The sequence below is a fragment of the Prosthecodimorpha staleyi genome, from assembly GCF_018729455.1.
Taxonomy (GTDB): domain Bacteria; phylum Pseudomonadota; class Alphaproteobacteria; order Rhizobiales; family Ancalomicrobiaceae; genus Prosthecodimorpha; species Prosthecodimorpha staleyi.
Window position 1 is genome coordinate 470,195 of the sequence record NZ_JAHHZF010000001.1, and the last position, 20,450, is coordinate 490,644.

Here is a 20,450-nt window from a genome sequence, read left to right on the forward strand (position 1 = left end):
TCTGGAATGCAGGTTCCGGACCAGATGCACCGGCCGGCATCCCCGTTGCCTGGGACCCGGCATCGCGCGGTCGCCCTTCCCACGGCCGAACCGATCGACCACCATGGCGCTGCGCGAGGTCGCCCCGTCGGGTCACCCGGGAGAGACAACATGTTCGGGTCCAGTCTGACGCTGTTCCGTGTGTTCGGCATCGAGATCAAGGTCAATCTCAGCTGGGCCTTCATTGCCCTCCTGATCGCCTGGTCTCTGGCGAGCGGCACCTTCCCGGACATGCACGAAGGCCTCGCCAAGGCGACCTACTGGGCGATGGGCATCCTCGCCGTGGTCGGCATCTTCTTCTCGATCCTGCTGCACGAACTGGCGCATTCGCTGGTGGCGCTGAAGCACGGCATCCCGATGCGCGGCATCACGCTGCATCTCTTCGGCGGGGCCGCCGAGATGGAGGCCGAGCCGACCAGCGCCCGCGCCGAATTCCTGATGGCGATCGCCGGCCCGGCTTCCAGCGTCGCGATCGGCCTCATCCTGCGCCTCGTCTTGTGGGCGAGCGGGCTCGGCGGCGACGACCCGGCCGGCATCCTGCTGCGCTACCTCGCCACCCTCAATTTCATTCTGGCGGCCTTCAACATGCTGCCGGCCTTCCCGCTCGACGGCGGCCGGGTGCTGCGCGCCGCGCTCTGGGCCCGATCCGGCGACCGCGCCGCGGCGACCCGGACCGCGGCCAAGATCGGCGGCGCGATCGGCTTCGGCATCGCCGGCTTCGGCATCGTGGAGATTCTGGCCGGAGCCTTCGGCGGCGGCCTGTGGCTGGTGCTGATCGGCTTCTTCATCCGCTCCGCCGCCCAGACGGCCGAGATCGACCTGGCCGCCCGCTCGGTCTTCACCGGCCACGCGGTCGCCGACTATATGGCCACGGACCTGATCACGGTCGGGCCGAACATGGCCGTCAGCGACTTCCTGGAGACCGTGGTCTACCGGTCGCGCCACGCCGCCTATCCGGTGGTCGACGGCGCCGGCGCGGCCCGCGGCCTGGTCCAGGTCGGCAGCCTGCACAGGCTCCCGCGCGAGGACTGGGCGACGACCCCGATCCTTTCTCTGATGGACCCGGCCTCGCCGGAGACCACCGTCGGCCCGGATCGTCCGGCCGTCGATGCGCTCGAGCAGATGCAGCGGACCGGACAGGGCCGGCTGCTGGTCGTCGCCGACGGCAGGCTGGTCGGCCTTCTGACACTGAAGGACCTGCTGGAGACCCTGAGCCTGCGGATGCAGTTCGACCGCCCGGCGAAATGACCGCCGGCCGGATCGGCACCGGCGCCCGGCCGATCATTCCGGCCGGCAGACCGCCAGCCGGACCGGTTCGTCGGCGGCGAGCCCGGGGATCAGATCAGATGGCGCCGTGCAGGCGTGGTGCGAGCAGAGCCGCCAGTCCGCGACGGCCCCGGAGCGCGCGAGGCTCAGGACCGCCTGCGGCGGCAGGTCCGGCCGCCACACCCACCAGCCGTCGACGAGCCGCGCCTCCGGCCCCGGCTCCATGCCGGCGCCCGATCCCTTGACGCGGGCTTCCAGCGCCACGAGCCCGGCCGGCGTCGCCGCCCAGGTCTCGCGCCACTCGACCTTCTCGACCGAATGCGTCCAGACCAGCGTCACCAGTTCGGCGGCGGCGACCGCCGAGCGGGTGCCGGCGAGGAGGCAGATCGGCATGGTCGGCTCCCTTTGGCCGGACGGCTCATGTCGTCACGGGCTTCTGCGCGGACCCGGCCGGATCGAGGCCGGGATGCCCCGCCCCAGAATCACGGCACCGCGTCGGCCTTGCAAGGCACGGCCGTCACGTCGCGCCCCTCGGGCACGCCGGTCAGTTCGGCGAGCGGCTTGCATGTGCCGTCCCAGCAGACCTTCCAGTCGCGCGTGCCCGGATCGGCGCCGAAGCTGACCACCGGAAAGGCGCGCCGCGCTGTCCGCCAGACGAACCAGTCGCCCTCGCGCTGCGCACCCGGCAGCGGCGCCTCGGCATCGGCGCTCATCGCCCTGGCCTTCAATTCGCCCGAGACGATGGCGCCCGGCGCGCCGTGATAGGCCCGTTGCCATTCCGCGCCCGTCGCCGCGATCGTCCAGGAGACCGAGAAGAGTTCGGCGGTAACGACGGCGACCTTCGCGCCGCCGACGAGGCAGATCGGCATGCTTGTTCCTCCCATGCAAAACCCGGCGGACTGGGCGCCGAACCGGCGGCCCGCCCGTCTTGTCGTTCGCAGCGAGGATTACGGCTTTCGGAACGGCGGATTCATGACGCATTCAGCCGCAGGCCTGCAGGGTCCCGACAGGACCGGCGTCGGGCCGGCGGTTTAGGACGGACCGCCGGAGCTCCGACGCCGCATCGCCCCACCGGAGACAGACCCGATCATGTCCCTCGCCCGCCCGCTTTCCGTCCTCACCGCCACCTGCCTGTCGGGCCTTGCCGCCGCTACGCTGGCCGGGACCGCCGCCCACGCCGAAGTGCGCGAGCAGCGCCCGCCCTGTACGCCGAGCGCCACGGCCAGCTGTCTGCCCCTGACGATCACGCTCGCGGCGCCCGACGGCTGGCGCGAGGATGTCGCCGAAAGCGGCCGGCGCGGCGTGCAGGTGTTCCTGCCCAAAGGCAGCAGCTTCCGTGACGCGCCGGCGCTGATCTACGCCAAGGTGCGCCCGAATGCGTCTGGCGTCGACCTGAAGGCCTGGCTGGCCAATTCCAACGCCAAATGGGTCGTGGCCCATCCGGATGCGCGCATCGAGCCGATCGAGACGGTCGCGGCGCGTCCGGGCATCGGCACGGTGGCGATCGAGCGCTACGTCTCGCCGAGCCTGCGCGACCAGCCGGCCGAATTGAGCGCGACCTTCTTCGAGAGCGCGCCGGACGGCCGCTCCTATTCGGTCCAGCTGGTCCTGTCCGGCCTCTCGGAGAAGGCCGTCGCCGGTGCCGTGCCGGCCTTCAAGGCCATGCTGGCGAGCTATGCGGGCGCGAACCCGACCCGGCCGTGAGGAGATCGCCGATCATGACCCGCTTCCTGCCGTCTCCCCGCCGGGTCGCCGCCCCGGCCCGATTTCGCACCGTCGGCCTCCGCTTCGGGCGGATGGCGCTCGGCATGGCCCTGGTCCTGGCGCCGGCCGTCGCGCCGGCGCAGGCCGAAGTTCAGAAGATCATGCTTCTGTGCGGCGGCACCCAGCAGCTCTGCCCCTGGTTTCGGGCCGGCGTTGAGCCGCCCGAGGGCTGGGTCGAGGATCGCGCCAGCGGTCAGCGCAACGAGATCGTGGTTCTTTTGCCGGCCGGCACGACGCTCGACGACGCCGACCGCTGGGCCTATGCCCGCGCCGTCTACAATCCGGAGCGCATGGCGCTCGACAGGGTGGTGGCCGGCGACATCGAGCGGCTCAAGGCGGAGAGCCCCGGCCTCGCGGTCACGCCGCAGGTCGACCGCACGGGCCCCGGCGGCCGCATCGTGAAGGTCTACGACCTCGCGGAGGACCAGGACGGCACGGCGGTCGCCGAGCGGGTCGCGACCTTCGACGACACCGACAAGGACGGCAACGCCTTCACGGTCTCGCTGACGGTCGCGATCCAAGGCGAGGACCGGCGCGGCGAAGCCGTCGCGCTGCTCGACCGCCTGATCGAGAGCTACCGCTGACCGGCTGGCCCGCTCAGTTCGGCGGGATGAAGGCCTGCGAGATCGTCTGAAAGGCCGGCAGGGCCTCGAGCCGCGCGGTGCGCGCAGCCAGCGACGGATGGGCGGCGGCATCGAACAGGCCCGGATGGGCCTCGCGCACGAAGCGCAGGGAAGCGGCGAGCGCGATGTCGGCATGGCCGAGCCGTCCGCCGAACAGGGCCGCCTCCGGCGCGGCCGCCGAAACCGCCTCCAACGCGGCGAGCGTACCGGCAATCTGTCGGCGACGGCGGCCGACCAGCAGGTCGGACGCCTCCACATGCAGCCGCATCTCGTAGAACAGGCTGACCGCCACCTCGCCGAGCCCGGTTGAAAGCCCGATCACCCGGAGCGCCCGGCGCCTTTCGTCCGGATCGGCCGGCATCAGCACGGCCTCCGGCGCGGCCAGCTCGTCCAGCCAGGCGAGTATGACGTGGCTGTCGGTCAGCACGTCGCCCGCCTCGGTGACCAGGGTCGGCACGCGGGCGAGCGGGTTCAGTTCAATCAGCTTTTCGACATCGCCGAAGCTCGACCAGGGCCGATGCTCGAAGCCATGGCCGTAGAGGGTCAGGGCCAGGCCGACGCGCCGCACGAAGGGAGAATCATACTGCCCGATCAGGATCATGTGCAACTCTCCTCGCGCGGCGCATCAGGTTTTCTCGATCAGCTCAGCCCTTCGATTTGGCCGTCGGCGCCGAGGCGGATATGCTCGGCCGACGGGATCTTGGGCAGGCCCGGCATGGTCATGATGTCACCGCAGATGACCACCAGGAAACCCGCGCCGGCGGAAAGCCGGACCTCGCGGATCGGGATGGCATGGCCGGTCGGCGCGCCCTTGATCTCCGGGTCGGCCGAGAAGGACGACTGGGTCTTGGCCACGCAGATCGGCAGGTCGCCGTAGCCGGCCGCCTCCAGATCCTTGAAGCGCTTCTTGATCTTGCTGTCGGCCACGACCGAGCCGGCGCGGTAGATTTCCTTGGCGATGGTCTCGACCTTGGTGAGGAGCGGCATCTCGGAGGGGTAGAGCGGCTTGAAGCCGCCGGCCTTCGGGCCTTCCGCGATCTCGACCACGGCGCGGGCCAGTTCTTCAGAACCCTTGGAGCCCTCGCCCCAGTGGGTGCAGACGATCGCCTTCGCGCCGAGCTTGTCGCGGCAGAGATCGACGATCAGCTGCAGTTCGGCATCGGTGTCGGAGACGAACTTGTTGATGCCGACCACGGCCGGCACGCCGAACTTGCCGACATTCTCGACATGCCGGGCGAGATTGGCGAAGCCGGCTTCCAGCGCGGCGAGGTTCTCCTTGCCGAGATCCTCCTTCTTGACGCCGCCATGCATCTTGAGCGCGCGCACGGTCGCCACGATCACGGCCGCGTCCGGCGCCAGTCCGGCCTTGCGGCACTTGATGTCGAAGAACTTCTCCGCGCCCAGATCGGCGCCGAAGCCGGCCTCGGTGACGACGTAGTCGGCGAGCTTCAGCGCGGTCCGGGTGGCGCGGACCGAGTTGCAGCCATGGGCGATGTTGGCGAAGGGGCCGCCATGCACGAAGGCCGGCGTGCCTTCGAGCGTCTGCACCAGGTTCGGCTGGAAGGCGTCCTTGAGCAGCACCGTCATCGACGGCGAGGCCTTCAGGTCGCCGGCCGTGACCGAGCCCTTGCCGCGCGTTTCGGCGACCACCATCCGGGCGAGCCGGGCCTCGAGATCGGCGAGATCGGTCGCCAGGCAGAACACCGCCATGACCTCGGAGGCGACGGTGATGTCGAAGCCGTCCTCGCGCGGGAAGCCGTTGGAGACGCCGCCGAGCGAGGAGACGATCGAGCGCAGCGCGCGGTCGTTCATGTCCATCACCCGGCGCCAGGCGACGCGGCGCGGGTCGATGTCGAGCGTGTTGCCCCAGTAGATGTGGTTGTCGAGCATCGCGGCGAGCAGATTGTGCGCCGAGGTGATGGCGTGGAAGTCGCCGGTGAAATGAAGGTTGATCGCCTCCATCGGGATGACCTGCGCCCAGCCGCCGCCGGCCGCGCCGCCCTTCACGCCGAAGCAGGGGCCGAGCGACGGCTCGCGCAGCGCGATCGCGGCCTTCTTGCCGATCCGGGTCAGGCCGTCGCCGAGGCCGACCGTGGTGGTCGTCTTGCCCTCGCCGGCCGGGGTCGGGTTGATCGCGGTGACCAGGATCAGCTTGCCGTCCGGGCGCTCGGCCTGGGCGGCGATGAACTCGTTCGACACCTTGGCGATGTGGTGGCCGTAGGGATGGAGCGACTCGTAAGGAATGCCGAGCTTGGCGCCGATCTCGACGATCGGCTTCGGCGTCACGCTGCGGGCGATTTCGATGTCGCTCTTCATGGACTGTCCTCCCCTGGAGATTGATGGCCGCAAGGCCTTGCATTTGCGACTTTTGTTGCATGCGACGGAAATCGCTGTCCATGCGACCGGCGGGCGCGCGACCGAAAGGTCTCCCCGCGCGCCCCGCCCGTCGGCACAGGGCCAGAAGCCCGCCTCATGACGACGGCGAGCTTACGCGCGCGCCGTCGACGGGCCAAGCCCCGGAGCCGACGCAAGTCTTCCTGCGAGCGACAAGGCGACGCAGCGTCGCCTGCCGGGCCCGACCCATGCGGCAGCGTCATGGCAGCGCGAATGGTCGCAGGGGCACGGCACGGCCCCCTTCCGGGCCGGTTGCCGGCCAGACCGTCCCGATCGACCCGGCATCCGCCGGCGAGGCCCCGACCCGACCCGCCCCGACCCGACCCGCACCGTCCCGCTCGGTCCGAATCCGCCGCCGACCGCATCAGCGCCGTGGCGGCACGCGTCCCTCCTCCTGAAACAGCCGCGCCGCCGCGTCGAACCCGGCCCAGGCGGCCGCCGCCAATGCCCCGCCGACCGAGACGCGCCGCACGCCGCGCGCGGCGAGATCGGCGACGCGCATGTCCGGCCCGCGCATCAGCACGTTGATCGGCTTCGGCGCCACCGCGCGCACGGTCTCGGCGATCTCGTCGAGGTCGGTCATGCCCGGGGCGTAGAGGCAATCGGCGCCGGCCTCCGCGAAGGCGGTCAGGCGGGCGATGACCTCGGCGAGATCCGGCCGTCCGACCAGATAGGCTTCGCTGCGCGCGACCAGCAGCGTGTCGCCGCCGGCGGCATCGATCGCCGCCCGTGCCGCAGCGATCCGCGCCACGGCAAGGTCGCGCTCGTAGAGGGCGCCGTCGGCCGCGTCTTCGATCGACAGGCCGGCAATGCCGGTCGCCACCGCCAGCGCGACGCTCTCGGCGACGCCCTCCGGCGCCTCGGCGAAACCGTTCTCGAAATCCGCGTTGACCGGGAGATCGGTCGCGCCGGCGAGTTCGGCAAGATGGGCCAGCACGGTCGCCCGGTCGAGCTCGTAATCCTTGCGCCCGCGCGTCCAGGCGAGCCCCGAACTGGTCGAGGCGACCGCCCGGAAGCCCATCGCCTCCAGCCGGCGCAGGCTGCCGAGATCCCACGGATTGGGCAGCAGGAAGCAGCCCTCGCGATGCATCTCGTGGAAATTCCGGCGCTTCTCCGCGGTCTCGATGGCCATGTCCGTCCTCCCTTTGGATTGTTGCAGGCCATTGAAGCACGAGCCGGCGGGCTTGCGCATGCGGGCCGGGCAGCATGGCACGGACGCGCAAATCCACCCTGTACAAATCAAGAACATTCACGCATCCTGCGCCGACAGACACGCGGGAACCCGATTCATGGCCAAGCGCTCCGCCCGTTTCACCTGCCAGAACTGCGGCAGCGTCACGACCCGCTGGGCCGGGCGCTGCGACGCCTGCGGCGAGTGGAACACGATCGTGGAGGAAAGCGACGGCGGCGTCGGCGCCGGGCCGCGCACGATCGGGCTGGCCGGCCGCAAGGGTCGGGTCTTCCCGCTGGTCGGGCTGGCCGGCGAGGCCAGGGAGGCGCCGCGCATCGTCTCCGGCATGACCGAACTGGACCGGGTCACCGGTGGCGGCTTCGTGCGCGGCTCGGCCGTTCTGATCGGCGGCGATCCGGGCATCGGCAAGTCGACGCTCCTGATCCAGGCCGCCGCGCGGCTCGCCCTCAACGGGCAGCGCGTCGTCTATGTCTCGGGCGAAGAGGCGGTCGGCCAGGTCCGGCTCAGGGCCGAACGCCTCGGTCTCGCCGGTGCGCCGGTGTCGCTCGCCGCCGAGACCAGCGTCGAGGACATCCTCGCCACCCTGCAGGCCGGGCCGACGCCGGGCCTGGTGGTGATCGATTCCATCCAGACCTTGTGGACCGAGACGGCCGAATCCGCGCCCGGCACCGTCACCCAGGTGCGCGCCTCGGCCCAGGCCCTGATCCGCTACGCCAAGGCGACCGGCGTCGCTGTCGTGCTGGTCGGCCACGTCACCAAGGACGGCCAGATCGCCGGCCCGCGCGTGGTCGAGCACATGGTCGACGCGGTGCTCTATTTCGAGGGCGACGGCGCCGACCGCTTCCGGGTGCTGCGCGCGGTCAAGAACCGGTTCGGGCCGACCGACGAGATCGGCGTCTTCGAGATGACCGGCAGCGGCCTGTCCGAGGTCGCCAACCCGTCCGAACTGTTCCTCGGCGAGCGCGACGGCAAGTCGCCCGGCGCGGCGGTGTTCGCCGGCATGGAGGGCTCGCGGCCACTGCTGGTCGAGATCCAGGCCCTGGTTGCGCCGACCTCGCTCGGCACGCCGCGCCGTGCCGTGGTCGGCTGGGACGGCAACCGCCTGTCGATGGTGCTGGCGGTCCTTGACGCCCATTGCGGGGTGCGGCTCGCCAGCCACGACGTCTATCTGAATGTCGCCGGCGGCCTGCGAATCCAGGAGCCGGCGGCCGATCTGGCGGTCGCCGCGGCCCTGGTCTCCTCGCTCAGCGGGGTTGCTCTTCCCCGCAATAGCGTCTATTTCGGCGAAGTCAGTCTCTCGGGATCGATCCGGCCGGTCGCCCGTTCGGACCAGCGTCTCAAGGAGGCGGAAAGGCTTGGATTCACGGGGGGAATCGTGCCCCTCGCCAATCTCGGAGAAGCTGCCGGCGGAGCTCTGTCGGGTGCCGTTTCCGGGGTCGAGGCGCTTGCCGATCTGGTCGCCCGGGTGGCGGCCGGCTCTGCAGGACTCGAGGCTCCGGCACGCAACCCTGGGATCTCCGCTCGGCCCGCCCCGAAGCCGGCGGTCGCGTTCGATCGTGATCGCAGGCCTGCCGGGAATCGTGCTATCGAAGGAGCGCCCGGCCGGCTGGCAGGGGGCCCAACCTGATCGGCGAGTGTTCGAGCAATGGATTTCCTGACCGTCCTCGACGGCATCGTCATCGTCGTCGTGCTCGTCTCCGCGCTGCTCGCCATGTATCGCGGGCTGATGCGGGAAGTCTTCTCGATCGCGTCCTGGGCCGTCGCGGCCGGGGCCGCCTTCTACTTCCACAAGCCGCTGCTCCCCTACGCCAAGCAGTATATCTCGAACGACTATGTCGCTCTCGGTGTGGTCGCCGGCGGCGTGTTCCTGGTGGTGCTGATCGTGGTCAGCTACATCACCATGAAGATCTCCGACTTCGTGCTCGACAGCGCCTTCGGCGCGCTCGACCGCTCGGCCGGCTTCCTGTTCGGCGCGGCGCGCGGCGTGCTGCTGCTCGTCGTGGCGATGATGTTCTTCAACTGGTTCGTGCCGGTCGCCCAGCAGCCGAAATGGGTCGCCTCGGCCAAGTCGAAGCCGGTGCTCGACTATCTCGGTCAGCAGCTGATCGCGGCGCTGCCGGAGAATGCCGAGGAGACGATCCTCAACAAGCTCAGGAAGCGCAAGGACGGCGACATGCCGGCCGAGCCGGGCGACCAGGATGCGCGGCCGACCACGCCGCAGCGCAGCGGCATCACGGATCCGGCCTACAAGGTCGGCGCCCGCAAAGGCCTCGACCAGTTGATCACCACGTCGGCGCGGCCCTGAGCCGCAGCCCGTGCATGGGCGGGTCGCGCGGATGCGCTGGCATTCGCGGCGCGGACGCCCGATATGGAAGGGATCGCCGGTGGGCGGGTTGAACCCCGCACCGCCGGCTTTGGGTTTTCCGGGGTCCGGGTTTCGATCGCCTCTGCGGAGGCGGCCGCGCCGAACCGCCCCGGTCCATGGTACGGGCGGTGCCTGTCGACCGCCGATCCGACCGCGATCGCCGCTCCCCCGGCGATCCCGGCCGTTCCGGGACTGAGGTCCCCTCGGAGACGATGCGCATGACTGAGATCACCGGCGAGGCGGACCACGGTCTACCGTTCGGCAACAGCGACGACGACGATCGCTTCCACGAGGAATGCGGCGTGTTCGGCGTCTTCGCCCATCCCGAGGCGGCCGCCCTGACAGCCCTCGGGCTGCACGCCCTGCAGCATCGCGGCCAGGAGGCGGCCGGCATCGTCTCCTTCGACGGCCAGCAGTTCCATGTCGAGCGCCATATCGGCCTGGTCGGCGACAATTTCGCCAAGCCGAGCGTGATCGACCGGCTGAAGGGCAACCGCGCCATCGGCCACACCCGCTACGCCACGACCGGCGGGGCGATCCTGCGCAACGTCCAGCCGATGTTCGCCGAGTTCCACGGCGGCGGCTTCGCGGTCGCCCATAACGGCAACCTCACCAACGCCCTGACTCTGCAGCGCCAGTTGCAGAAGCGCGGCTCGATCTTCCAGTCGACCTCCGACACCGAAGCCGTCATCCACCTGACCGCGACCTCCGACAAGGGCCCTCTGGTCGACCGCTTCATCGACGCGCTGCGCCAGATCGAGGGTGCCTATGCCTTCGTGACGCTGTCGGAGAAGAAGATGATCGGCGTGCGCGATCCGCACGGCGTGCGACCGCTGGTGCTCGGTCATGTCGACGGCGCCTTCGTGCTGGCCTCGGAGACCTGCGCGCTCGACATCATCGGCGGCCGCGTCATCCGCGAGCTCGAACCCGGCGAGATGGTGATCATCACCGAGGAGGGCATCGAGAGCCTGAAGCCGTTCGGCCCGGCCCGCTCGCGCTTCTGCATCTTCGAGTTCGTCTATTTCGCCCGGCCCGATTCGCTGATCGCCGGCACCAGCATCTATTCGGTCCGCAAGCGGATCGGCCGCGAACTGGCGCGCGAGAATCCGGCCGCCGCCGACGTGGTCATCCCGGTGCCGGATTCCGGCACCCCTGCCGCCATGGGATTCGCCGAGGCCTCCGGCCTGCCCTTCGACCTCGGCATCATCCGCAATCACTATGTCGGCCGCACCTTCATCCAGCCGACCGACTCGATCCGCCATATGGGCGTCAAGCTGAAGCACAACCCGAACCGGGCCGTGATCGAAGGCAAGCGCGTCGTGCTGGTCGACGATTCCATCGTCCGCGGCACGACCTCGCAGAAGATCGTGCAGATGGTGCGCGACGCCGGCGCGACCGAGGTGCATATGCGCATCGCCTCGCCGCCGACCACCGATCCCTGCTTCTACGGCGTCGACACGCCCGAGAAGTCGAAGCTGATCGCGTCGCGCATGTCGGTCGAGGAACTGGCCCGCTTCATCAATGTCGACAGCCTGTCCTTCCTGACCATCGACGGGCTCTACCGCGCGGTCGGCGAGGCGCGGCGCAACAACGAGATGCCGCAATATTGCGATGCCTGCTTCACCGGCGAGTACCCGACCCGGCTGACCGACCGGTCGGGATCCGACAATGTCCGCCAGCTGAACCTGATCGCCGAGGCGAGCTGAGCCGCGCCCGTCGTCCGGCGCGACCCGGTTGACGGCGGGCCGCGGCCGGTCCAGACAGCGGGCCATCGGGAGACTCGGCGTCGCTTTCCGCGATGGCGGTTCTCGACGACCGGGGTCGGCTTCCTGCGGCCCCGGTCGCCCCAGATCGCCCCAAGCCGCCGCCGGAGCGCCGAGCCAGCATGTCCGACAAGCCCCTCAATGACCGCATCGTCGTGGTGACCGGCGCCTCGCGCGGGATCGGCCGCGCCGTCGCCCTCGAGATCGCGCGCGCCGGCGCCCATGTGGTCGCGGTCGCGCGCACCGTCGGCGGGCTCGAGGAACTCGACGACGCCATCCTGGCGGTCGGCGGCACCGCCACGCTGGTGCCGCTCGACCTGAAGGATTTCGACGCCATCGACCGGCTCGGTGCCGCGCTCTACGGACGCTTCGGCCGCATCGACGGGTTGGTCGGCAATGCCGGCGTGCTCGGCGTGCTGACCCCGCTCGGCCATGTCGACGTGAAGGTCTGGGACGAGGTGATGGCCGTCAACGTGACCGCCAACTGGCGCCTGATCCGCTCGTTCGACCCGCTCCTGAAGCAGTCCGGCTCGGGCCGCGCGGTATTCGTCACCTCCGGGGCGGCGCGCAAGCGCAGCGCCTATTGGGGTCCCTATTCGATCTCCAAGGCCGCGCTTGAAGCCATGGTGGCGACCTATGCCCGGGAAGGCGCCGTCGCCGGCATCAAGGCCAACCTGATCAATCCCGGTCCGATCCGCACCGCCATGCGCGAGAAGGCGATGCCGGGCGAGGATGCCGCGACGCTACCGGCCGCCGAGGATCTCGCCCCGCATTTCGTGCCGCTGCTCGGCGCCAGCCAGGTCGAGACCGGGCGGGTCTGGGACTTCCCAAGCCGGTCCTGGCTGGCCGACTGAACACCGCGGCCTTTGTGACGCCACAGCGCATCTGACGCCACGGGCTCTTGCGGTGCTGCGGCCCTTGTCACCGGGACGGCCCGGCGCGCAGGACGAGACGGCCATTCTGCCGTCAAGCAGCCATGAAGCTGTTGGTCGGCCCCGCCAGCCGCAACGTCTGCGCCCTCTGCCGACCGCATTCGCGACCCTCGGCCAATCCAGTGCCGGCCGCGTGCGCTTCAGGCTGTCACTTCGAGCCGATCTGGCGGCCGAACAACGCTTCGGCGTCGATCCCGAACGGGTTGGTGGTCTCGGTGAAGAGCTTGTCCATGCGCTCGTCGAAGCGGCGCTTGGCCGCGTCGCCGTCGAACGGATTGGTTCCGGTCGCCTCGAAGGTGATCGTCGTGTCGGTGGTCACGACCTTGAAGTTGAGGTCCGGGTTGCCGGTGATCAGTTCGTCGGTCACGCCTTGCCGGATGCGGTCGAGGGAGCGGGTGACGGTCGCGAACTGATTCTCCGTCAGTTCCCGCTTGGCGCGCCCCAGATCGAAATTCATCTGTCCGAGCAGGGTGTGCATGTTGAGCGTATCGACGGCGATGCGCATGATCTGCTGCGGCGGCAGGGCATTGCCTTCGCCGTCGGTCATCTTGATGCCGTGCGCCTTCAGATAGGCATCCGGTGCGCCCGGCTTGCCGAGATCGACCGCGTTGAACTTCAGCGCCTGCTCGGTGGTGTAGGTCGGGACCTGCGACGACGAGCCGGATTGCTGCGAGACCGGCGGCGGCTTTGAGGTCCAGTCCGGCACGATCTGGTCGACCTGGCCGCTGTTGCTGTAGGCATTGTCGAGATTGTCGAGCAGCGCCAGGGGTTCGGTGGTGCCGAGCGCGAACAGCGCATAGACCTCCTGGTAGGGACCGTTCTTGTCCAGCATGGCCGTCTTCATCGACATGAGCTTGGTGATCATGTCGAGAACCGACTGCAACTGCTCTTCGTTCAGACCCTGCAGGAACTCGGGATCACGCAGCATCGCAATATTGGCATCGATCTGATCGAGCCGTTTGTTGAGGCTGGCAACCTGCTCCTTGCAGACCTGCTGCATCCGCTGGCCGGCGGCCGTGCGATCGAGCGTGCCGGCCTTGTGGTCCTTGAGCACGTCGGAGACATGGCCGAGGCTCTCCGAGAGGCCGATATGGGCCTGCCCCACCAGCGCAAGGGCTTCCGAGCCGAACTGGCGCGCGCTGTAGAGCGCATATTTCTCGGGGTTGTTCTTCTGCAGGTCGCTCTTGGCCTTGGCCCATTCGGGCGAATTCTGCGCCTTGGTGTAGGCCGTCGTCAGGGCGGTATCCTCGGCCATGGCCATGGCATATTTCAGCCCGTCACGGCCGAACTTGGCGACCGACAGCAGCGCGTCGCAGTCGTTGCGGTTGTTGATGCAGCGCGCGAAATCCTTCAGCTTTTCAGACGATCGTCCCTCCAGTCCGCCATTCTTCAGGAACCGCGTCGCCGCCTCGCGCATCTCGTCGACCGAAGCGAATCCGCCGGCGCGGACCTTGGACGAATCGGTCTTCGGCGGCGTCCGGGTCCCGTCGGTCCGTTCGGTACCCTGGGTCTGGACGTTGCCGCCCTGGCCGACCTGTCCGGAGTGTCCGATGCCCTGCTCCGATCCGGGGACATGCCCGCCCTGGTTCTGGCTGTCGACCTGCTCGCCCGATCCCTGTTGCACCTGACCTTCCGGTTGCCTCCGGCGCGAACCGAGCAGGTCAACCTGGCCGCCATCCTGGGTGACCGGACCGAGCCCGTCGGCCTTGTTGCCGAACTCGCCCATCTTGATCAGGTCGCGCACCACGCGGGCGGTCAGCGGCTTGCCCTTGAGGCCGCCGATGGTGTCGTCGATATGCGAGCCGAGGCCCGGATAGGCGCTCTTCAGGGTCTTGACGACCTCAGACTTGACGGCCGCCTGCTCCTTCTTGGGCTGCATCATCTCCGCGATGCGCCCAAAGAAGCCGGTGTTCGACCGGACCACGATGAGCTTGCCCTTGCCCTTCTCGTTGCCGAGACCGAGGGTGCCGTCCGTTCCGACAACGGCTTGCTTGAGCGCCTGAAGAGTGATCGCCATGGTAGACCTCTGATAGGAAACGTCGTCGCCGGCGGCTCAGACCCGGATCATGCCAAGGATTCCGAGATCGTCGTCGCGGCCGGGCGCCGGGACGGTCACGGCGCTGTCGGCACTCAGGAAAGCGGGTCGCGCCAGCAAGGCCTTGAGGCCCTCCAACTGGTCGATGAAATCCTTGATGAAATCCGACAGGTCGTCGACGGTCGCCCGCGCGATCGGGAAGCGTGCCGCCAGCGACAGGGTGCCGTTGCTGGGATCGAGCGCGATGGCGCCGACGCCGACCATGACGGAGACGAAGTTGAGCTCCATCAGCCGGCCGAGCACGACGGCCGGCATCTGCCGCGACAGTTGCGCCAGTTCGGCGGAGACGAAGAAGATCCGCTGGTTCGGGCGGTGCTCGATCTCGACCTCCATGCCGTCGAAGGCCAGGAGGCTCAGATTGTCGTCGAAGGCGAGTTCGGGCAGCCCGAGCCGCACGCCGAATTCGCTCAAGAGCCGGTCACCTGCCGTCCCCACCATGCCCAATCTCCCCGTCGCCGGTCGATCCCGGCGTGAACGGGATCGACCATAGCGGGTGCATGCGATGGTGATGTGATATTCGTGACTTGCCCGACGCCGGCGGCGTCAGGACTTGCCGGGATCGTAGGGATTGTCGCTGCCGCCGCGGATATGCAGGCGCAGCGGGATACCGGTCAGCTCGAAGGTTTCGCGCAGGTCGTTGGACAGATAGCGGACATAGCTGTCCGGCAACGCCTCGGGGCGCGAGCAAAAGATCGCGAAGGTCGGCGGGCGCGACTTGGCCTGCGTGGCGTAGCGGATCTTGATGCGTCGGCCGGACACCGCCGGCGGCGGATGCCGATCGAGCACGTTGCCGAGCCAGCGGTTGAGCTGGCTCGTGGAGACGCGGCGGCTCCAGACCTCCTCGATCGCGATGACGGCCGCCATCAGGTCCTCGAGCCCGTCGCCGGTCAGGCCCGAGACGCGCACCATCGGCACGCCGCGCACCTGCGGCAGCAGCCGCTCGCAGGTCTCGCGCAGATCGCGCCAGACCTTGTTGCGGTCCTCGATCAGGTCCCACTTGTCGATCGCGATGACGAGGGCGCGGCCCTCCTTCACGATCAGGTCGGCGATCTGCAGGTCCTGCTTCTCGAACGGGATGGTCGCATCCAGGCAAAGGACGACCACCTCGGCGAAGCGGATCGCCCGCAGGCTGTCGGCGACCGAGAGCTTCTCGAGCTTGTCCTGGATGCGCGCCTTGCGGCGCAATCCCGCGGTGTCGAACAGCTTGATCCGCCGGCCGCGCCATTCCCAGTCGACCGAGATGGAGTCGCGCGTGATTCCGGCCTCAGGGCCGGTCAGCATCCGATCCTCGCCGATCAGGGCATTGACCAGCGTCGACTTGCCAGCATTCGGCCGGCCGACCATGGCGATGCGCAGCGGCTTGGCCGGCCCCGGCGCGGCCCCCGCCTCGCCGTCGAGGACCGCCACGTCGGTCTCCGCTTCGTCCGCCTCGTCTTCCGGCTCCGGGGCGTCGCAATAGGGCATCAGCGCGTCGTAGAGATCGGACAGGCCCTCGCCATGCTCGGCGGAGAGCGGCACCGGATCGCCGAAGCCCAACTCGTAGGCCTCGTAGGCCCCGGCCCCGCCGACGCGCCCCTCGGACTTGTTGGCGACCAGGATGACCGGGCGGCCGGACCGGCGCACCAGTTCGGCGAAATGGTGGTCGAGCGGCGTCAGGCCGACGCGGCTGTCGGTCAGGAACAGGACCACGTCGGCGCTGCGGATCGCCTCCTCGGTCTGCGCCCGCATCCGGGCCGACAGGCTGTCGGCCTCGGCCTCTTCCAGGCCGGCGGTATCGACAATGGCAAATTCGAGATCGCCGAGCCGGGCATCGCCCATGCGGCGGTCGCGCGTCACCCCCGGCGTGTCGTCGACAAGCGCGAGGCGCTTGCCGACCAGCCGATTGAACAGGGTCGACTTGCCGACATTGGGGCGGCCAACGATGGCCACGGTCGGTCGCATAAGAGTCCGATCAGTTGAAGGCTTCGAGCGTGCCGCTGCCGGATAGCACGATCAGCTTGCCCGACGCCACTACCGGAGCGAGCATCGCGGGTTCGCCCGTGTCGCGCGTATTGACCACCTGGCCGTTGGCCGGGTTGACGGCGACCAGGCCACCCTCGTTGGAGACCAGCCAGAGCGAGCCGCCGGCCAGCACTGGGCCGGCCCAATTGGTCCGCTTCTTCTTGGTCCGCGTCACCGGCAGCTTGTTCGACCACAGAACTTCGCCGGACTTGCGGTCGAAGGCGATCAGATTGTCGTCGAGGTCGACCACGAAGACCGCATTGCCGGACACGACCGGGGTATGGGCCGAACCGATCGCCTGTTCCCAGATCCGATTGCCGGACTTCAGCTGCAGCGCCACCGTGCGGCTGCCGACGCCGGTCGCGTAGACGACGCCGTCGTCGATCACCGGGCTCGCCGCGATATCGGCGAGGCCGGTCACCGCATAGTTGCGGCTCGCCCGGGCCAGACCGTCGCTCCAGACCGGCTTGCCGGTCTTGATGTCGACCGCGACCAGTTCGCCCGACGAGAAGGGCACCACCACACGGTCGCCGGCAACCGCCGGGTTGACCGAGGACAGGAGACCGCCGACCTCGGGCACGCCCTTGAAGGTCCAGGCCTCCACGCCGTCGCCGGCATTGAGCGCATAGAGCACGTTGGCCTGGCTCACGGCGAAGACCTTGCCCTGCGCCACGGTCGGTGCGCCGCGGGCGGGTTCGCCGATCTTCTGCTCCCACACCTTGGCGCCGGAGGTGGCGTCGAGCGCCACCACGGTGCCGTAGCCGGTCGCCGCATAGACCCGGCCGCCCTCGGCGGCGACGCCGCCGCCGGCCACCGGCTCGTCGTCGCGACCGGCCGGCCGCAGGCTGACCTTCCAGAGCCGCCCGCCGCCGTCGGCCGAGTGGGCCGACACGTTGCCGTTGGGATCGTAGACGAAGATGCGTCCGTCGGAGGCCACGGGCCGTGCGAAGACGCGCGGCGCCCCGCGCAGCATGCTGCCCGACGAGACATCAGCCGCGTTGGTCGCCCAGATGCGGTTGCCGCCGGTCCCGTCGAGAGCGACATGGCCCGGATTGTTGGTCGCGGGACCGGAAGCCTGGCCCCAGTTGCCGGCAGGACGCGGGCCGGTCACCGAGACCGGCTTGTTCTTGGCGAGCTGAGCCGGCGACTGGTCGGGCAGGACCGGCTTGCGGGTGCCCGGCAGGTGCTTTTCCTGGGCACCGAACGGATTGAGCGAGGTCAGCGTGTCGCTGAAATCGTCGGAAGAGGTGCAGCCGGCCAGGGCGAAGGCGGCCGTGGCGGCAAGGAGGACAGGGCGCAAGGACCGAAGCACGATGCACCTCACTGTGCGGGTTTCTCGGCGGGCTTCGCCGAGGCGGAGGCTCGGATCAGCCCCATCAGGATTTCGGCGCGGGCCGTGAAATCGCGCGGCACGTCGGCCTCCTTGGTCAGCGCTTCGAATTCGCGCCGGGCGGCCTCCATGTCGCCGGCCTTGTAGGCGGCGAGCGCGAGGATTTCGCGACCCGAAAAGCGCCAGGGATCGTTGGCGGCCGTCAGCGCCTTGGCGCGCGCCTCGACGGCCGCACGATCCTCGACATCGAGCGCCAGATAGGCGGCCCGCGCCCGGGCCGTTCCGGCGAGGAGCGGCGGCGTCGTGGTCTGACGGGCGAGATCGTCATAGGCCTTGATCGCGCCGGCCGGATCGCCGGCCAAGGCCAGTTCGCCCGCCGCACGCAGACCCGCCAGGACCGGATAGCCGGCAAAACCGGAAGCTCCCAGTGCCCGGAAGGCTTCCTCGGCACCCTTGTGATCGCCGTCGGCGGAGAGCTTCACAGCCGCAAAATACTGCTGGCCATGGGCCTGCGCCTGCTGCAGACGCCAATATTCCCAGCCGCGCCATCCGGCCACACCGGCAACGATCAGGAAGGCGAGCCCGAGGATCACAGTCGAGTAGCGATCCCACAGCTTCTTCAGCTGGTCGCGCCTGAGATCCTCGTCGATTTCGTTGAAGATATCCGCCATTGATCCTCGTTCCCGGTCAGCCCGGCCTGTTCTTCTCGGCGCCGGCGGCTCTCATGACGGCCCTGGCCGCCGAGAACCGCACTGCCCTGCCCGGCCGCCGCCGCACCGATGGCGCGACAGGCAAAGCCGCCCCGTGACGGGCGGCGCACCATAGCCGGAGGGCTCGATCCCCGCAAATCGGGCGGGTCGAAAACCGACCTCCCTGCTGTCGCGCCGGATTCGATCCTTTTCGTGGCGGATTTGCGTCCGCACCCACCCGACCGACCCGACAGGTTGCGGTCAGACCGGACTGACGCCGATCAGCCACAGATGCAGGCGGAACACGAAGGCGAGATAGAGCGCGAGACCGACCACCACGGCGATCGTGTCGCGCTGCGTCCACCGCGCGACGGCCGGCGGCGTCTGGGCGCCGCGCCGCTTGACCGAGATGCGGTCGACCACCGCCCAGGCCAGAATCGAACCGAACAGGATCACGTCCGGGACGCTGCCATTGGCGATCAGATGCGCGACCGCCCAGAGCTTCACGGCGACCAGCATCGGATGCTTGACGATCGTGCGGATTCGCGACGTGCTCCCGGTGGCGGCAAGCAGCGGGAAGACCGGGATCATCAGCAACGCGACCAGATGGCGCGTCCAGGCCGGCGGATCGTAGAGCACCATCGATCCGGTCAGGCCGGAGGACCGCGCCGCGCCATAGCCCCAGACCACCAGGGCGAGGCCGCCGAGCGAAGCGATCGCAAACAGGCCGGCATAGCCGGTCTGCCCGAAGCGGCCGACCAGCGCGCCGCGCAGGGCCGGCCGGGTCGGCAGCATATGGGCCCCGAGAAAGAGCACGAGACCCAGAACGAGAAGCAGGATCGGCATGGCGGCGGTTCCTCAAGCGTTTCCGGGCGAAGCCGCGGCCGGCGCGCCGCCCGGAGACGCGATTGGCGCGTGACCCGGCCTGCGTTCCGACGGTCCGGAACCCTGGAAGCATTCCAAAGGCGAGGCGGTTTCGTTGTCGCAGAGCATGGCCGGCCGTTCAATGCGGCCGGGCGTAAAAAAGGCCGGCGCATTCACGGCGCAGGACGCCCGGCGCGCGTCCGGTCGGGCGCGGCGGCGCCGGGGCGTCCGAGCACGGCCGCCCGCGCGGCGCGGTAGCCGCGCGTGAACGCCTCGATGCGGCCGTCGAGACCGTCTTCGGTGTCGAACCAGGCGATCGGTCCGGCCGGCAGGTCCATGCCGCCGATCCGCGCCGCCCGCCGGCGCGAGGCCCGCACGATCAGGTCCCGCAGCGGCACGGGCCCATGCAGGCGCAGGTCGACGCGGGTCTTCATCGAACTCCAGCGGCCACCGACATCCTGGAATCCGGTCTCGGGATCGCCGCGGCGGAAGGGTGCGGCGAACTGGCGGGCGACTTCCTGCCGACCGATCCACAGCGCCCCGGTGGCCGGATCGAGCCAGGCGCCGCGGCCGAACGCCAGACGGCCGGCAAAACGCGCCCAGGCCGGCAGCGGCAGGCGATCCAGAAACAGCCCCTCGGGCGACTGCCCGGCTCCCGGCCGCCCGGCCGCGATCCGTTCCGCCAGAGCGGCGTCGACGAGACCGACCCAGAGGACCGGGACGGACGCGCGCATGTAGCTGGCGGTGCGCGTGCGAAGTTCGGCGACGGTCAGGTCGGAGCGCTGGATTTCGATCGCCACCATGCCGCCGCCCGGCAAGGCCAGGGCGAGGTCGGTCCGCCGCTCGGCCGGATCACCGACCAGCCGCCGTTCGACCTCCGCCTCCATGCGGCGTTCAAGGAAGGCGTCGCGCAGCGCCGCCTTGGCCCAGTGGTGGGCCTCCGTCTCGCCGCGTGCCTCCCGGCACTCGACCGGCGGCAAATGGGCGAAGTGGGATACCTTCAGGTCGCCGCGGCGCAGGATCAAGGCCCGGCCGCATTCCGGGCAGACGAAGCCGTCATGGCGGCGCGCCGCCGCCGCATCGATCAGAAGGCCGTCACGTTCGGCAACCAGCATCCGACCGCCCCCGACGGC

Annotated in this window: 19 protein-coding genes; 7 read left to right on the forward strand and 12 right to left on the reverse strand. The window is 69.6% G+C overall.

Annotation, left to right across the window (positions count from 1 at the left end):
• Nucleotides 1-150 precede the first annotated feature (150 nt).
• Nucleotides 151-1,287 carry a site-2 protease family protein gene (locus KL771_RS01985; RefSeq protein WP_261966882.1) on the forward strand — a complete coding sequence of 379 codons (1,137 nt, stop codon included), beginning with the start codon at nt 151-153 and terminating at the stop codon, nt 1,285-1,287.
• 33 nt (nt 1,288-1,320) lie between these two features.
• Here KL771_RS01985 and KL771_RS01990 read toward each other — a convergent pair whose 3' ends face one another.
• The gene (locus tag KL771_RS01990) at nt 1,321-1,698 is read right to left on the reverse strand and encodes a DUF1850 domain-containing protein (RefSeq protein WP_261966883.1); all 378 of its coding nucleotides are present in this window, start codon (nt 1,696-1,698) and stop codon (nt 1,321-1,323) included.
• An 89-nt stretch (nt 1,699-1,787) separates the two neighbouring features.
• On the reverse strand, nt 1,788-2,174 hold the full coding sequence (locus tag KL771_RS01995; protein WP_261966884.1) for a DUF1850 domain-containing protein: 387 nt from the start codon (nt 2,172-2,174) through the stop codon (nt 1,788-1,790).
• 220 nt (nt 2,175-2,394) lie between these two features.
• Between KL771_RS01995 and KL771_RS02000 the strand changes: the two genes are divergently transcribed.
• Complete coding sequence (locus KL771_RS02000) at nt 2,395-3,009, forward strand: hypothetical protein (protein ID WP_261966885.1); 615 nt, start codon at nt 2,395-2,397, stop codon at nt 3,007-3,009.
• 14 nt (nt 3,010-3,023) lie between these two features.
• The gene (locus KL771_RS02005; protein ID WP_261966886.1) at nt 3,024-3,653 is read left to right on the forward strand and encodes a hypothetical protein; all 630 of its coding nucleotides are present in this window, start codon (nt 3,024-3,026) and stop codon (nt 3,651-3,653) included.
• Nucleotides 3,654-3,666: 13 nt separating this feature from the next.
• Here the strand turns inward: KL771_RS02005 and KL771_RS02010 are convergent, their stop codons facing one another.
• The 3 genes from KL771_RS02010 to KL771_RS02020 all read right to left on the reverse strand — a co-directional run bounded on the left by KL771_RS02010 (nt 3,667) and on the right by KL771_RS02020 (nt 7,218).
• The gene (locus KL771_RS02010) at nt 3,667-4,293 is read right to left on the reverse strand and encodes a glutathione S-transferase family protein (RefSeq protein ID WP_261966887.1); all 627 of its coding nucleotides are present in this window, start codon (nt 4,291-4,293) and stop codon (nt 3,667-3,669) included.
• A 38-nt stretch (nt 4,294-4,331) separates the two neighbouring features.
• Nucleotides 4,332-6,008 carry a formate--tetrahydrofolate ligase gene (locus tag KL771_RS02015; protein ID WP_261966888.1) on the reverse strand — a complete coding sequence of 559 codons (1,677 nt, stop codon included), beginning with the start codon at nt 6,006-6,008 and terminating at the stop codon, nt 4,332-4,334.
• Nucleotides 6,009-6,450: 442 nt separating this feature from the next.
• Complete coding sequence (locus KL771_RS02020) at nt 6,451-7,218, reverse strand: isocitrate lyase/PEP mutase family protein (RefSeq protein ID WP_261966889.1); 768 nt, start codon at nt 7,216-7,218, stop codon at nt 6,451-6,453.
• 157 nt (nt 7,219-7,375) lie between these two features.
• Here KL771_RS02020 and radA point away from each other — a divergent pair, with 157 nt between their 5' ends.
• From radA to KL771_RS02040, 4 genes are all read left to right on the forward strand, one after another.
• A complete protein-coding gene (gene radA / locus KL771_RS02025; protein WP_261966890.1) occupies nt 7,376-8,905 on the forward strand; it encodes a DNA repair protein RadA in 1,530 nt (509 codons plus the stop codon).
• Nucleotides 8,906-8,923: 18 nt separating this feature from the next.
• Nucleotides 8,924-9,583: a CvpA family protein gene (locus tag KL771_RS02030; protein ID WP_261966891.1), complete on the forward strand. Its 660-nt coding sequence runs from the start codon at nt 8,924-8,926 to the stop codon at nt 9,581-9,583.
• A 278-nt stretch (nt 9,584-9,861) separates the two neighbouring features.
• Complete coding sequence (gene purF, locus KL771_RS02035; protein WP_261966892.1) at nt 9,862-11,349, forward strand: amidophosphoribosyltransferase; 1,488 nt, start codon at nt 9,862-9,864, stop codon at nt 11,347-11,349.
• Between the two features lie 179 nt (nt 11,350-11,528).
• Complete coding sequence (locus KL771_RS02040) at nt 11,529-12,260, forward strand: SDR family NAD(P)-dependent oxidoreductase (protein ID WP_261966893.1); 732 nt, start codon at nt 11,529-11,531, stop codon at nt 12,258-12,260.
• 226 nt (nt 12,261-12,486) lie between these two features.
• On the opposite strand, the gene KL771_RS02045 is transcribed toward KL771_RS02040, so the two are convergent.
• The 7 genes from KL771_RS02045 to KL771_RS02075 form a co-directional block, all read right to left on the reverse strand.
• Nucleotides 12,487-14,355 carry a hypothetical protein gene (locus KL771_RS02045; RefSeq protein ID WP_261966894.1) on the reverse strand — a complete coding sequence of 623 codons (1,869 nt, stop codon included), beginning with the start codon at nt 14,353-14,355 and terminating at the stop codon, nt 12,487-12,489.
• Nucleotides 14,356-14,391: 36 nt separating this feature from the next.
• Nucleotides 14,392-14,871, reverse strand: a complete 480-nt coding sequence (locus tag KL771_RS02050) for a type III secretion system chaperone (protein WP_261966895.1) — start codon at nt 14,869-14,871, stop codon at nt 14,392-14,394.
• A 105-nt stretch (nt 14,872-14,976) separates the two neighbouring features.
• On the reverse strand, nt 14,977-16,374 hold the full coding sequence (gene der / locus KL771_RS02055; protein ID WP_261966896.1) for a ribosome biogenesis GTPase Der: 1,398 nt from the start codon (nt 16,372-16,374) through the stop codon (nt 14,977-14,979).
• 10 nt (nt 16,375-16,384) lie between these two features.
• Nucleotides 16,385-17,734 (reverse strand): outer membrane protein assembly factor BamB family protein, encoded by a 1,350-nt coding sequence (locus tag KL771_RS02060; RefSeq protein ID WP_261966897.1) that lies wholly within the window; start codon nt 17,732-17,734, stop codon nt 16,385-16,387.
• 20 nt (nt 17,735-17,754) lie between these two features.
• Nucleotides 17,755-18,435, reverse strand: a complete 681-nt coding sequence (locus KL771_RS02065; protein WP_261966898.1) for a tetratricopeptide repeat protein — start codon at nt 18,433-18,435, stop codon at nt 17,755-17,757.
• Nucleotides 18,436-18,714: 279 nt separating this feature from the next.
• Complete coding sequence (locus KL771_RS02070) at nt 18,715-19,299, reverse strand: NnrU family protein (protein WP_261966899.1); 585 nt, start codon at nt 19,297-19,299, stop codon at nt 18,715-18,717.
• A gap of 191 nt (nt 19,300-19,490) precedes the next feature.
• Nucleotides 19,491-20,432 (reverse strand): competence protein CoiA, encoded by a 942-nt coding sequence (locus KL771_RS02075; protein ID WP_261966900.1) that lies wholly within the window; start codon nt 20,430-20,432, stop codon nt 19,491-19,493.
• Nucleotides 20,433-20,450: the final 18 nt, after the last annotated feature.

Coding starts and splice junctions, on each gene's coding strand:
- KL771_RS01985 (WP_261966882.1), top strand. CDS start 151: ATGTTCGGGTCCAGTCTGACGCTGTTCCGTGTGTTCGGCATCGAGATC.
- KL771_RS01990 (WP_261966883.1), bottom strand. CDS start 1,698: ATGCCGATCTGCCTCCTCGCCGGCACCCGCTCGGCGGTCGCCGCCGCC.
- KL771_RS01995 (WP_261966884.1), bottom strand. CDS start 2,174: ATGCCGATCTGCCTCGTCGGCGGCGCGAAGGTCGCCGTCGTTACCGCC.
- KL771_RS02000 (WP_261966885.1), top strand. CDS start 2,395: ATGTCCCTCGCCCGCCCGCTTTCCGTCCTCACCGCCACCTGCCTGTCG.
- KL771_RS02005 (WP_261966886.1), top strand. CDS start 3,024: ATGACCCGCTTCCTGCCGTCTCCCCGCCGGGTCGCCGCCCCGGCCCGA.
- KL771_RS02010 (WP_261966887.1), bottom strand. CDS start 4,293: ATGATCCTGATCGGGCAGTATGATTCTCCCTTCGTGCGGCGCGTCGGC.
- KL771_RS02015 (WP_261966888.1), bottom strand. CDS start 6,008: ATGAAGAGCGACATCGAAATCGCCCGCAGCGTGACGCCGAAGCCGATC.
- KL771_RS02020 (WP_261966889.1), bottom strand. CDS start 7,218: ATGGCCATCGAGACCGCGGAGAAGCGCCGGAATTTCCACGAGATGCAT.
- radA (WP_261966890.1), top strand. CDS start 7,376: ATGGCCAAGCGCTCCGCCCGTTTCACCTGCCAGAACTGCGGCAGCGTC.
- KL771_RS02030 (WP_261966891.1), top strand. CDS start 8,924: ATGGATTTCCTGACCGTCCTCGACGGCATCGTCATCGTCGTCGTGCTC.
- purF (WP_261966892.1), top strand. CDS start 9,862: ATGACTGAGATCACCGGCGAGGCGGACCACGGTCTACCGTTCGGCAAC.
- KL771_RS02040 (WP_261966893.1), top strand. CDS start 11,529: ATGTCCGACAAGCCCCTCAATGACCGCATCGTCGTGGTGACCGGCGCC.
- KL771_RS02045 (WP_261966894.1), bottom strand. CDS start 14,355: ATGGCGATCACTCTTCAGGCGCTCAAGCAAGCCGTTGTCGGAACGGAC.
- KL771_RS02050 (WP_261966895.1), bottom strand. CDS start 14,871: ATGGTGGGGACGGCAGGTGACCGGCTCTTGAGCGAATTCGGCGTGCGG.
- der (WP_261966896.1), bottom strand. CDS start 16,374: ATGCGACCGACCGTGGCCATCGTTGGCCGCCCCAATGTCGGCAAGTCG.
- KL771_RS02065 (WP_261966898.1), bottom strand. CDS start 18,435: ATGGCGGATATCTTCAACGAAATCGACGAGGATCTCAGGCGCGACCAG.
- KL771_RS02070 (WP_261966899.1), bottom strand. CDS start 19,299: ATGCCGATCCTGCTTCTCGTTCTGGGTCTCGTGCTCTTTCTCGGGGCC.
- KL771_RS02075 (WP_261966900.1), bottom strand. CDS start 20,432: ATGCTGGTTGCCGAACGTGACGGCCTTCTGATCGATGCGGCGGCGGCG.